This is a genomic window from Paenibacillus amylolyticus, assembly GCF_003719335.1.
GTDB lineage: Bacteria > Bacillota > Bacilli > Paenibacillales > Paenibacillaceae > Paenibacillus > Paenibacillus amylolyticus_D.
In genome coordinates this window covers 106,551-120,354 of record NZ_RIAS01000017.1, presented here as the reverse complement: position 1 = coordinate 120,354, position 13,804 = coordinate 106,551, and the positions used below count along the sequence as shown (strand labels likewise).

Below are 13,804 nucleotides of genomic sequence, written 5' to 3'. Positions count from 1 at the left end.
CTTTTGGGGATGTTCCCTACCCTCTCTGTTTCCTCTTTACTTGATGTAGAAATAATCAAAGTTGGCCATAAGTCCTGTGCCTGCACAGGCAATAAGACCGATTTTAGGGTCTTCCAGCTGTGCTGTCTGGATATCTCCAACCTGTGTATAGTTCGTGCCATCGGCAGAGTAATATCCGGTATACGTATTCCCCTCTTTTACAATACGCAAATACGCTATTTCGGATGAGAGGGTGTCCAAAATTTCGGTGTGGTTGCGAACACCATTGATTTTTGTATCCAATTGAAATTGATTGCCTTCCCCATACAACCGTGTCATTCGAATATACGTCTGATCATTCACGTAAACAACGAGTCCGCCCTGTGACCACCTTGAGGTAGGTTTGCCCTCCAGCCTGGTTTCAATTGTCCAGTCCCCTGCAGGTGCACCGGTCAATAAAATATTTTTGGCATCCCCTGTTGCGCCGGAGATATCCCCCTGCTCACTAGTCATTTGCATATATCCAGGATTTGCTTCAAGGGACCATTTGGCCGGGTTTTCTCGAACCCAGCGCCATTGCTCATCTAACGTTGCGGAGTCAAAATCATCATCTGTTCCTGCCGGATATGACACAGGCGGTTCACCTTGTCCGGGGGAAGCGCTGTACTGAATTAACTCCAGATCATCAAAGTACACATGGCCGTTTCCACCAGCTTTATAGAGATAGATCGTTGCACTGGTGTTCGTGCTTCCTGTGGTGAAGATCTGCTCTACCCTCTTATATTCGGTTGAATTGATATGAGCGTCCTTGGCACTTCCACCGTAGTTTTTCACACCTAAAACCGCACGACCGCGATCCACACTCTTCGCCCATCCAATCAATTTGTACATCGTATTCGGATATAAACCGTCTACCGTCTGCTCTGCACCTGCCGTGCTTCCGGTCAGTTTGGCCGCATAGGTGCCGCTGTGAGCATTGGTGTTTTCTATCGATGCTCCATTGTAATGGATGGGCCAGTCGGAGAAATCTCCCGTTTCGAAACCCGGATTCGCCAGCAAATTTTCACCCGAAGGTGCTTCCGGCAAAGGAGGCAAGTTGTTCGGATCAAGCCCCGGACCTTGGTATGCTCCGATATTAGGCGCGGTGGTGGTGGAAACCGGATTCCCGAAGTAGTCCCTTCCTCCGTTATTGGCAATCATTTTGCCTGCCCCGATGGCTGGTGATGTATTCAGCAGTTGGTAACCGGCAAGTGTATCCCGGCCTATACCGGCAGAGCCGGGTGAAGCCAGCTGTGGGTCAGCAGTAATTTTGTAAGGATCAGCTGGTTCGTTCGTTGGATGTGAGCCGAAGAATAGGTTGTTTTCAAACACATTGTTGGTACTGCTCGCAAAATTATACCCTCCAGAGCCCAGATTATAGATCAGGTTATTATAGAAAAACGTATTCTTTGCGTAACCTCCCCAGTCGAGCGTATCTATAATTTTAGTATTCGAGTGTGCAGGCAAATAAACCGTATTGTTGTAGATCGCGGTGGTATCCGGTGATCCGCTAAAATTAAACACTGCACCGCTGTCATTCTGACTAATGTTATATCGTATCGTTGTATTGGTGTTTTTGTTGGCGGCATTGGTTCCGTTATTCACAACGAGAAAAGCTCCACCTGCGTTATTATGACTGTAATTATACTGAATGATCGTTTCGTCACTGTCATAATCTGCATCATAGGCCATGGCATCGCCGCCAGGCGCTGTGTTGTACACCTCGTTCAATTGGATGACATTATTTTTGGCGGAGAAAACCCACAGAGGCACATGGTAACCGCCTGCTCGCACATGTGTATCATGAACAACGTTGTTTTCAATGAGTCCATCGGTTGTATTCAAAATAAACGCGCCATCCGCTGCCACATCGTAAATCAGGTTGTTGGTCACTTTCAGATTAGAGGAATATTTCGTTTGAGCACCGTTCAGATATATGCCTACACTATCCAGAGAATAGATTTTGCAATTGTTCACGACCACATCAGATACGTGATAATCCCACGTTGTGCCCCAAACGATGATTCCTCCATTATGCGCATAATCGTTGGATACATCACCTTTCACGTGATGAATGTCCAAATTTTCAAACACAAAATGTTTATACACTTTGGGATTCGTCCAGGTTCCACTGCTACCATCGATGTGAATGCCTCGTCTTACACCTTTGGTAGGTGCGTCGTTTGTAATCTCCAGATTCCGAACTTCCCATTGCTCCTGATTATAAAAATAAACCGTTGCGGGTGCGCCAGCACCCGAAATTAAAGGTTTGCTCCCTTCCCCATACCGATCGATCTTGATGGGATTTCCCTCTGTACCTGAACCTTTGGGATGAAGGGTTCCCGTCCATACTCCGCCTGCCTTGAACATCAATGTATCGCCAGGCTGAAATTCAGTCGCATTTACTTTATCAAGGGTTTTCCAGGCCGATTGTGGACTTTTACCGTTGTTAGCATCACTCCCGGTCACCGAATCCACATAATATACGTTGTTCTCTGCATACACAGTCTCCCCTGGCAGAGGCATAACGCTTGATACCGTAATCATAAAAACGACAACCCAGCTAAACCAATGTTTAACCCTGACATTTCTCAATTGCATACGAACCTCCTTAATATTTTGTGATTTATCCTAATAGCAAGTTACCGTTCCTGTATAAGTTGAGCTAAAGTTTTTACACAGTCCATTCCGTTAAAGTGTAAAAGAAATGTTCAACTTATAAATCTTAAGTAACCGCTTTCAAGATCAACGGGAAGGATTTAATCGATGGAGACACGATGGTATGCTTCAGACATAATATCAATCTGAGCATGGGAAATTAGTTTGAGGATGTAACGGGCGTAAGCTTGGTTCAGGTAACTTTGCCGGATGTGATTTTGTTCTTTTGCTGTTAGACTCTTTGTTATACGTTCACTTAACTGTTCTCCGAAGGTTCTGATCAAAACATACTGGCTCTGTGCTGGTTCATCGATAATAAAGCTCTTATGTTCAACATTCGAAAGGTTTTGGAGTTCCGCGTACAGTGCAGGTTGGGATTTGAAATATGTGCTCGCTGTCTGAGGATTGAATTCTTCTATGGTATGATGAAGGATTGCGCTGTTGAATTGCTTTTGCAGGACTGTGATGATTTCAGACATCTCGCTTTTGTCTCCCTGCTCCAAAAGCGACTGTGCAACTTCAATGACCTTTTTGGCAGTCTGTTTGTGTACTTGAGTCTGGTTCAAATCCAGATCAGTATGCTTATAGGATACCGATATTTTATCGAACTTTATCGTATCCTCTCTCACAAAAAGTTGTCCTTGAACCTCTTTATAGTATTCTTCAAGTTCCTTGTCCGTGGGCTTTAATTCGTTCAAGGATAAGGCCTCTTTTAGCCTGTTTCGTACTCTGCTCGTAAAATAATTCATGAAGGAGATCTCATCCAATTGTTTTGGCCCATAGATAGGCTGATTAGAAGCTAACGCTTCCCTTCTATGCTGATTCTCAATTTCCATTTCGTGCATCAGATCATCATGGCTTGAGCCACGAATAAGCCCTTTGTTTTGTGCAAGATCCATTTCCACTTTAATCTTGGTGATCTCCTCCATGGCGAGTTGTTTCAAAAACTGTTCGGGATTTTCACCTTCATAATCAGCTTTCCAGAAATCCTTGTTGTATGGCGCCCCATATGTGGATTGAAAATAATGGATGACCATTGCCCTCTGCTGCTGCATTTCACGTTGCAATTCATGCACAGTAATCCAGCTTTCGTTGACCTTGGCAACGTAGGTGTTCTCTGAAGGCGTATGACCTGCAATAGCAAAATAAGTGGAGCTTGCAATAATCAAAATGATGGCAACGAAAGTGAACCGCTTCATTCTCATTTTTATTTTCAAGTTCAATACGCAACCCCTCCAGCATCATCCGAAGTTTTTCTCCCTTTGATTGAAGCTTGATTACGCTTGCTCCAAGTAAAGCTCGTTTAACGCTTCCCCCAGCCACGCCCCTTGGCGGACAAGCCTGCTCTGCAAAGCACTTACATCGATACTTCGTGTCTCATTCGATCCATTCTCTCGAAGCATCGCAGCAGCTGTTCCGGCAGCTTCACCCATGGCAAAACAATTCGGCATGACTCGCGCGGAGCCTTGTGTTGCTCGGTCTGTAGAGATGGATCTGCCGGCTACAATTACATTTTGAATACCTGCAGGAAGTAAAGAACGATAAGGTATCCCGTGTGACTCCCCTGCTGGCAGATGAATCATCGTCATACCACTTGTCGGTTTAGCCATATGAATATCGATAAAATAAGCATTACGTGCGATGTCATCGGAGAACGAACGGCAAGCCATGAAATCGTCAGCTGTAATCGTATAGTCGCCCACAATTCGCCGAGTCTCCCGGATGCCAACCTGTTCACCGGTCAATGTCAGGAAAGCGTTCTCAAATCCGGGGATAGCCTCACGTAACCATTCGGTAATATGTGCAGCCAGTGCCCTGCCTTGGATCGCCCCGCGTGTTAAATCCTCCGCATTCGAGCCGTCAATACCAAAGACGTGACCAAAGTTAAGACCTGCCGTATGGTTGTTCAGCCATGAAATCCCCGCCCACTCTCGCGCTACATGCAGACGTCCTTCTTCTTTAGCTTGACGGATGGCATGTTTCAAATCCTTGCCGTGAACCTCCACGCTGGACAGGAATTGGCTTCGATCCAGATGGGTAAGCACAAAACACATCGTGCCCGGCTGCAATTCTCCGTTCTCACCACCCTTGAGGAGCTGTCCGCCGGCAAGATAGGTGATATCCGCATCACTGGTGGCATCAATATAAATGTTGCCCTTCACTGCCTGTGTTCCACTTTTGTTATGAATAATGACAGCTTCCACACAACCATCCTTATGCAGAACATCTCCAACGAACGTATGGTATAACACTTGCACGCCCGCTTCCATCATCTTATCGTCCAGCACCCTCTTTAACACTTCCGCATCAATAGGAACCCAGTCCAGCATATCCTGCCAATCTTTACGGAACGTTTCCTCCATATTGCACTTCATATCATTCAGGATTTCCAGTCCGATCCCGCGAATCACGGGTTTAACCTGATCGGTGTATGGGCAAAAGGCTGGAACCTGGGATACCGTCGCCATGCCTCCAAGGTAACCTCGCTGCTCAATAAGTAATACAGATGCTCCGTTTCTTGCAGCGGCCAACGCTGCTGCTACGCCAGAAGGTCCTCCTCCAGCGACCAATACATCCACTTCGCTATATAACGGAATACGACGTTCCGGAATTCGTATCTCTGATTTGGGTTGAGTCATGTGAACCACCTCCATGAATTACTTTCATTTTAACTGCCATCGAACCTTATTTTTAGTTACACTTTAGTTTCACTTTTGGTTGGTTTTATCTATAATGATAGAAAATTGATCGTTAAGGTGGTTCATATGCCCATTCCCAAGAAGGTTACGCTAAAAATGATTGCGGATCAGCTTGATCTGACCGTACACACGGTGTCCAAGGCTTTACGCGGTCTGCCGGGGATGTCCGAGCATACACGTAATGAGGTCGTTGCCCTTGCTAACCGGTTGGGGTATCGAACCAAGGAGCAAGAGCGCAGCTTGGCGGTTGAGCAGATCCCCATCTATTCTTCCAAGCCGCGAAGGTTCGCGTTTATCGTGCCGAACACAGAACTGCCGTTCATTCATCACTCTTTGTATGAGGGTATCAAGTCCCGACTTGCCGAGTTTGGGCACAAACTGGAAATACTTTTTGCACCACAGGGTACAGTTTCAGATTCGCAATTTTTTGATTGGATGGACGAGAATCAATTACTTTATCTGGACGGTTTCTTTATTGGACCGATGATTCTTCCGCCTATGGAGGCCAGATTGATGGAGCTTGATCTCCCCAAGATTTTGCTTAATTACCCGCCGCCTGTTGCACAGGTGGATAGTGTGATATGGGATGTTTCGTCGGCGGTGCACCAGTCTGTTCGTTTTCTCGTTAGCAAGGGCCATTCACGTATTTTGTACATTGGAGACATACGAATGCATCGCGGCTTCCGGCTGCGCTGGCATGCTTTTCAGGAAGCGCTACAGCTCGAAGGAATTCCCGTGAATGAAGATCAACATTTGACAAGACTTCAGTCCAAAGCGTTGTATATCCAGCAGTTGACGGATTTATTGGAAAAGGAAAAACCAACCGCGATTCTGGTAGGCATGGAGCATGATTTAGCGTGGATTTATTACGGATGCAGTCTACTGACCCGGCAAATCCCTCAGGATTGCTCTCTGATCGGTTTGGAGCATGCTGCTTCAGAGCTAATCCCTGATTTGACACGGCCACAACTGCCTGTGAAAGAGGTGGGGGTGCGCGGGGCGGATCGGATGTTATGGAGAATTTCTAATCCGAGCCTGCCCTATGAGCATATCCGCCTGCAAGGAGCATTTCATTCTGGCGCGACGGTGAGTGATATTACGAAACGACGAGCGTGAGAAGCGTATCCGATAGTGTGGCCCTAATCCGGGGTCAGCTCAGTAGTACGTTCCTGACGTTTGAATTCGCTCGGCGCGACTCCCCAATATTTGCGGAACACTTTGGCAAAATAACTAACGTCACGATAACCGGCTGCCTCAGCAGCATCATAAACTTTAACCCCGTTTAATAACAGTTCTTTGGCGTATTCCATACTTCGTTTCAGCACGTATTCGGAGAACGACTTCCCCTCTTCTTTTTTGAAGAGGCGGCTGAGGTATGAAGGGTTGACATATAAACGCTCGGCAAGCGTGTGCAATGTCAATTCTTCTTTTCCCAGCATGAGTTCGACCGTATCGAGCATCTTTTTAACAAGCTCATGGCTCGAATGTTTCCGTTCCTTCTCCCGGTAAAGAATGATTCGACTGGCGACTCTTTTCGCCCATGTCACGATCTGATCTTTGGACAGCAGTGATCCGAAGGCAAGGAATGCGGAATAGTCTTCTTGTAGCACTTGCTGCATCGACCAGCCTCTGGATTGAATGATTCGAGTGAACAAACTGCTTAGATACAACAGATGTTCATATACACGTTGAGTAGATACATCATAGGCATATAGCTGCTCAAAGTAGTTCTCAATCAGACGGATGACTTCCAATGAATCGTCGGTATGAACCGCAATCTCTAGCTGTTTTTCAAAATCAGAATCAAATTGTACGGGTTGTCTGCTGCTTGCCACATCCAAATACGGAATGAACATATCATTCCCATAGATGGCCCGCTCTTGTATTGCACGGCGCGCTTGACGGTACGAAAGCGATACATGATCCCATGAACCGAAGGTTCCTAGTCCGGCACTGGCTGTGATTTTCAGGCATTCCTTCACGATGTTCAACAACCGTGCTACATTTACGTTGATCCGTTGGATCACTTCCTGCTCCGATTCTTCGGGTTTCCCCACAAACAGCAGAATTGTTGCTCCGTCCGCATCCGTAAACACCCGGCAATCCTCGTCCCGAAGACATTCAGAAGTGATGCATTCCAGCGAAAACTGCAATAAAGATTGATCAGAGGATGTGAACCGTACGTCTTGCTCCGAAAGCGGGTCTATTTCACACACGGCGACGACAAAGGTTGAGAAAACGTTCAAGGATAGATTTAACTCCTGCATATGTTTTTGCAGTTCCCATTCCGCATAACGATCCATCATCCAGTTTCGATAAAAATCATCTTGCAGCTGAGGCAGTCGATCCTGCCACTTCCGCTTTAATTCAAGCATACTGTGCTTCTCCATGAGTTCTTTGCGAATCTCTCCGGCAGCTTGCAAAACAGCATCCATAATCTCTTGATCGCCTGCAGGTTTAAGTAAATACTTCATTACGCCAAGTCCCACTGCCGCTTGGGCATAGTGAAAATCATCATGGCCACTGAGCACAACCAATTTAATCTGGGGTTCCAATTCTCGAACGAGTTTAGCCAAAGTCAGACCGTCCATTTCGGGCATTTCAATATCAAGCAGTACAATATCAGGTTTTTTACGTTCAATGAGACTTAACGCCTCGAGCCCGTTCTCGGCTGCGGCCACCACCTCAATGTCATACTCATTCCATGGGATATTGTTAACTAGACTATTCATAATTCGAATCTCATCTTCAACAATCATTAGGTTCATGTTCTGACTCCCTTCTGTCCTTACTACAGCGGTTGACGGGGAATTTCATGGTGGCCGTTGTGCCTTCGCCTTCTATGCTTTCAATAATTAGATCAGCTGTCTCTCCGTAATAGATGCCTATACGTGCTTGCACATTGAGCAAAGCGAAAAACGATGAATTTCGTTCCGAAGGTGACGTTATATTCCCCTTCTTTATGAGTGCGAGTGCTTCCTGAATTTGGTCTAACCGTTCTTTCGGAATCCCGCGCCCGTTATCACTGACTTGAATGACCAATCGATCATGAATGACGTTTGTACTTATGTTCAAAGTACCCCCTTTTTTTCGTTTTTCAAGCCCATGCAAAATGGCATTTTCAACTAACGGTTGAAGCAGCAATTTCAAAATATGCAGATGTCTGCTATTTTCAGAGGCATGGTAAGTGATAGTGAACTGTTCGGAAAAACGGATTTGCTGAATGCGTACATAATAATGCAGATGTTTGAACGTTTCCTCTACCGTAAATGTTTCTTGCCCTTTGCTCAGGCTAAGTCTGAAAAAACTCGACAGATTCAGTACCATGGTACTGATTTCTTCAGCATCATAATTTTTGGCTGTCCAGTAGATGGAATCAAGTGTATTGTACAAAAAGTGCGGATTAATCTGCGCTTGCAGCAACTTCAGCTCTGTTTTGGTCATGCGCAGCTGCTGCTCATAGATGTCTTTAATTAAATGCCTTTGTTGCGTCACCGTCTGATTAAATGAATCTGTTAAAAAACCTAATTCATCTTGTCTTTTATTCTCAAGCTGGATGTTTAAATTCCCCTTTCGCAGCTGTCTCATGCCTGAAACCAGACCGGAAATGGGAGAAGATATTCCACTGTACACCAGCCAAGCAATCCAGAATGCAAGGACCACACTAAGAACGATGATACCGTACGTAAAGATTTCCAGCGGTTTTGATTTCATATAAACTTCTTTTTCAGGCTGCACCAGTAAAATGGACCATCCACTCCGGGGTGAGGTCACCCGTAATATCATGTTTTTCTCGTTACTCTCCAGGCTGTCCTGTACAATGATTTGATCTACCTGAACTTCATGAAGCTCAAAAGATTGTGGTTCATCGGCAGCATTGGAGACAATCATTCGATCCTGATCATCGTACAGATAGAGCTTGGATTGATTCTTTTCCACTAAAGATGACAGAGAACGCAACAGCTTACTTTTGGATATGGACAACATCAGTACGTTTTCACTTTTATCTACACGATAAAAATCTAGCAGTCTCATCATGATGAGGTCGTTACGATTATAGATGGAGTCTGCTCTCCCTGCCATGGTCTCTTTGTAACGATCTGGCAAGTAGTAGATACTTGCACCATTTGCTTTTAGGGCATCCGCGTGCCATCGCTCCGAATCGGAGGAATCGAGATGTATCAAGCCAAGCTTGGTAGTCATTAAGGAACTCGAAGCATGATGATAGATCATGACGTTACTCAAATAATCATTCACCGCAGTGATATCTGTAATTCGCTCAATCACACGGGAGAAATCCATAATAGCACCAGGACTCAGCGTTTCTTCTTCATGAGACAGTAAGGATAATAAATTGGAGTCTGTCGAGATGAGCGTAGATAAGTTTTTGATGCTTCCGAGCGTCAGATCCACAAACTCCAGACCCGAACTCATCGCACTGATTGTTCGCTCACCAAGCTCCTGCTCCAGAATCTGCCGGGATTTCACGTTAGCATAGATACTGAAAGCAACCAGTGGCAACAGAATCAAGAGAAAATAACAGGTCAGTTTCACTTGAATGGACTGGGAATAATGATTCTGCAATCGTTTGAGCCATTTCATTTGCTGCACTCCCCCAAAGACAGATACGATATGTTACGTTTATTTATACGCTTACGCTTAGCAGGGGTGTTGCTTGTTGAACCGGCTGAAACAGCGCCCAATTTGAGCGCTGTTTCGAAATTGCCTTCTCTACCTATACTAACTGAACTTTTTAATTACTCTGATTCACTTCATTCGTAATTTCTTCTCCACCGTTCTTCTTCCAATCTTCGACAAACTGGTCGAAAGCATCCAGTGGCAGATCACCCATAATGATTTTGGTGAATATTTCGTTTTCCATTTTGCCTAATTTCGGGCCGTTTTTACCCATACCTGCTGTCGGAACTCCCAGGTATTGATTACGGATTGCAACGGAGTTGATCTGATCTATAATCTCATTGAGTTTGAACTCCATCCCTAGTGAATCCAGGCGATCTCTGGAAACTTCAGCTTCTAATGGCACAATGGCCTCACTCAGTGTCTGACGGTAAATATGTTTGTTGTGCTCATCAAAGTTGGTGACAACTTTTCCGTCCTGCGTGTTCCAAACTTCCCCTTCGAAGCCGAGAACAAGTGTACGATATCCATCACCAATCATAAAATCAAGCATGCGAATGACAGCATCCGGGTTTTTACTAGTGATTGGAACAACATTGTAACCGGATACATAATTGTTGCCCCAAGTTCCTTGTTTACCATCCGGTCCAGTCGGGTACTCCAGCGTGATCCACTCGGCCTTTTCATCATTCTTTTGATTGGTTAAAATAGGTCCCCTCGTATCATACCAGTTTCCTGAGAACAGTCCGACTTTACCACTCGCAACTTTTTCATCCACATTCGCCATTTTGTTCAATGCCCATTCGGGATCTATTAATTTTTCCTTATACAGGTCAGCAAGATACGCCAGAGCTTCTTTCATCTCAGGTAAAGTGCTGGACATCACCAGCTTACCGTCCCGTTCTGTCCATTGACCCCGTTGAATGCCCCATGCACCGATGAACGGAGCTGTTTTCCCCAAATTTTCTTGCAGGATCAGCCCGAAGGTGTCATTTTTACCGTTTCCGTCGGGATCATCCTGTGCGAAAGCACGCATTACGTTTTTATATTCATCAAGCGTTTTAGGTGCATTCAACCCCAGTTTATCAAGCCAGTCTTTGCGTGCAAATATAATTTCATTTCCCGGGATCGGATTTAAACTTGGAATGGCATAAATTTTCCCGTCGACCGTTACTGTTTTCCAAGCCTCTTCAGGTATATTTTTTTTCAGATTTTGCCCGTATTGATCAATCAGATCGTTTAATGGTGTTAATGCTTTTTGTCTAACATAACTTTCAAACCAGTTCGGGTCGTAGGACAGAATCATATCCGGTAGATCACCTGATGCCATAATGACATTCAATGCTTCCCCATAACCGTCTGCTGGCGGGGTAGTCAGCTTGATGTCCATATTCGTATTTTCACGAATGTAATCAATGTACGGGTTTTTGTTTTCGTCCATGCCTTCGGGGAACTTCCGACCCGCATTATTTAATACAATCTCGATGGATGGTTTTTCACCGGTTCCATCTGCCGTACCTTCTTTTGCTCCAGAAGAACATGCGGTAACGATGAACAAGGCGGCCAGAGCCATCACAGTTACAGACCGTTTCAGATAAATCCCCATGCTTGATCCATTACTTTTATTTCTTTTCATATGACAATCCCCTCCGTGTGGTCAGCTGTATATTATCCTTTTACAGAACCAAGCATAATGCCTTTGACAAAGTGTTTTTGCAAGAAAGGATAGACCAGCAATATTGGAAGTGTACTTGCGATCAGTGCTGCTGCCTTCAATGACTCCAAAGCGAGCAAGGTGCTGTCGATGTTGGCGGAATATCCATTATTATTGCTGATGTTGGATTGATTGAACATCACTAATTCTCGCAAATAGACTTGAAGTGGGAAAAGCTTGCGATCGGTCACATACAATACGGTGTCAAAAAAGGCATTCCAATGCCCCACAGCATGGAATAATGTAATTGTTGCGATCACGGGCATGGATAGTGGAACGACGATTCGGATTAACGTCCCGACATTGGACGAACCATCGATTTTGGCAGATTCCTCAAGTTCCAGAGGCACACTCTGAAAAAAGTTTTTCATAATAATCACATTAAACGCGCTGACAGCTCCAGGTATGATATACACCCAGAAGGAGTTCAGCAGTCCCGTTGCTTTGACAACCAGAAACGTCGGAATCATGCCACCGCTAAACAGCATCGTAAATACAATCAGAAACATAATGGCTGAACGACCCTGGATATAGGACTTGGATAACGGGTAAGCGAGCATACATGTGATGACTACATTTACCGCAGTGCCGATTACCGTACGAAGCAAGCTGACTTGAAAAGCATTCAAGAATGCCTGCTCTGCCAGCACTTTCTGATAGGCTTCAAAACTGAAATCGACGGGCCACAGATGTACTCGCCCTGACGTAATTGCTTGGTGACTGCTAAAGGACTGGGCAACGACATGCAGGAAGGGCAGCAAGGCCAGCACGGCGAAAAGGCCAAGGAGCACAACATTCAGACGGGATATCATTCGTTCTCCCCTTGTAAGTCTCACGTGATCTCTCCCTTCTCTACCATAAGCTGTTCTGCCCGAGTTTTCTGGCTGCCTGGTTTGCAAATACGACTAGAATGAGGCTGATAACCGATTTGAACAAACCTACGGCTGTTGTAAAGCTGTACTGCGCTTGTGTGATCCCCGTTCGGTACACGTAGGTTTCAATGACATCAGCGACGTCGTAGACGAGCGGATTATAAAGTACGAAAATTTGCTCGAACCCGACATCCAGCACACTCCCCAAACGAAGAACGAATAAAATAACAATCGTTCCCATTAGGGATGGCAACGTAATATGAATCAACTGCTTCCATTTGTTTGCACCGTCGACAACTGCGGCTTCGTATATTTGAGGATCAATCGAGGACAGTGCCGCCAGGTAGATTATCGCTCCCCAGCCGACTTCCTTCCAGATATCGCTGGCTACAAGTATGGTTCTAAACCATTCCTTGCTTCCAAGGAAAAAGATGGGCTCCAGCCCGATCATGCCCAGAAGCTGGTTGATGATGCCTGTTGATGGAGACAAAACATTGATCAAAATGCCTCCGATAATGACCCAAGATAGAAAGTGTGGTAAATAAACCAGGGTCTGAATGGATCGTTTATACATCATGTTACGAATTTCATTGAGCATTAAAGCCAGAATAATCGGTCCAGGAAACCCCCAGACCAGTTTGTAGAGACTGATTAACAGGGTGTTTTTGAAAACGGAATAGAATTCGCTATCCATGAACATGTTTCTAAAATGGGTGAGTCCTACCCACTCACTGCCGCGAATGCCGGCAAAGGCGCTGAAATCCTGAAATGCAATGACGATGCCGCCCATCGGCAAGTATTTAAAGACGATAAAATACGCGAGCCCTGGCAGCATGATCAAATATAAGTCCCAATATTTTTTGAAAGACCTGAATCGCTCAGGTTTGATCTTGCGGGGTACGGGAGTTTCGGGTTGTTCCAGCGCCGCCATATTTGAAGCCACGTGCATACCTCCTTTTCTTCGTTCTGCATTTTCTTCGAATGCGTGTTCTTCGTATACCTGTTCTCGTTGAACTCTTTGTTGAACACTCTCATTGTAACTTCTGAACACCAGCTGTTTTAAGACCAATCTCATGACCTTATAGGTGAATTTGATGACTATTTGCTTGAAAGTCGATATTCCAACGGTTGCTTAAAGGCACTTTAGATACATGAAATGAGATAATCTCCACGAAAAGAAGAGGAATATACTCTGGTGATGCAAA

The 13,804-nt window shown here is 45.2% G+C and carries 9 protein-coding genes; 1 reads left to right on the top strand and 8 read right to left on the bottom strand.

Annotated elements, in window-relative coordinates:
* Positions 1-36: 36 nt before the first annotated feature.
* The 3 genes from EC604_RS24385 to EC604_RS24375 form a co-directional block, all read right to left on the bottom strand.
* Positions 37-2,619: a right-handed parallel beta-helix repeat-containing protein gene (locus EC604_RS24385; protein ID WP_123066621.1), complete on the bottom strand. Its 2,583-nt coding sequence runs from the start codon at positions 2,617-2,619 to the stop codon at positions 37-39.
* Positions 2,620-2,777: 158 nt separating this feature from the next.
* A complete protein-coding gene (locus EC604_RS24380; protein WP_161557026.1) occupies positions 2,778-3,899 on the bottom strand; it encodes a hypothetical protein in 1,122 nt (373 codons plus the stop codon).
* Positions 3,900-3,953: 54 nt separating this feature from the next.
* Positions 3,954-5,315, bottom strand: a complete 1,362-nt coding sequence (locus EC604_RS24375; RefSeq protein WP_123066619.1) for an FAD-dependent oxidoreductase — start codon at positions 5,313-5,315, stop codon at positions 3,954-3,956.
* Positions 5,316-5,441: 126 nt separating this feature from the next.
* Between EC604_RS24375 and EC604_RS24370 the strand changes: the two genes are divergently transcribed.
* Positions 5,442-6,491 carry a LacI family DNA-binding transcriptional regulator gene (locus EC604_RS24370; RefSeq protein WP_123066618.1) on the top strand — a complete coding sequence of 350 codons (1,050 nt, stop codon included), beginning with the start codon at positions 5,442-5,444 and terminating at the stop codon, positions 6,489-6,491.
* A gap of 23 nt (positions 6,492-6,514) precedes the next feature.
* Here EC604_RS24370 and EC604_RS24365 read toward each other — a convergent pair whose 3' ends face one another.
* The 5 genes from EC604_RS24365 to EC604_RS24345 form a co-directional block, all read right to left on the bottom strand.
* Positions 6,515-8,143 (bottom strand): response regulator, encoded by a 1,629-nt coding sequence (locus EC604_RS24365; protein ID WP_123066617.1) that lies wholly within the window; start codon positions 8,141-8,143, stop codon positions 6,515-6,517.
* Positions 8,124-9,977, bottom strand: a complete 1,854-nt coding sequence (locus EC604_RS24360; RefSeq protein WP_123066616.1) for a sensor histidine kinase — start codon at positions 9,975-9,977, stop codon at positions 8,124-8,126. Before EC604_RS24360 ends, EC604_RS24365 begins: the two co-directional genes overlap by 20 nt.
* Positions 9,978-10,128: 151 nt before the next feature.
* Positions 10,129-11,649 carry an extracellular solute-binding protein gene (locus tag EC604_RS24355; RefSeq protein WP_240037170.1) on the bottom strand — a complete coding sequence of 507 codons (1,521 nt, stop codon included), beginning with the start codon at positions 11,647-11,649 and terminating at the stop codon, positions 10,129-10,131.
* 32 nt (positions 11,650-11,681) lie between these two features.
* Positions 11,682-12,563, bottom strand: coding sequence for a carbohydrate ABC transporter permease (locus tag EC604_RS24350; protein ID WP_123066615.1), 882 nt, complete (start codon positions 12,561-12,563; stop codon positions 11,682-11,684).
* A 16-nt stretch (positions 12,564-12,579) separates the two neighbouring features.
* Positions 12,580-13,548: an ABC transporter permease gene (locus EC604_RS24345; RefSeq protein WP_123066660.1), complete on the bottom strand. Its 969-nt coding sequence runs from the start codon at positions 13,546-13,548 to the stop codon at positions 12,580-12,582.
* Positions 13,549-13,804: the final 256 nt, after the last annotated feature.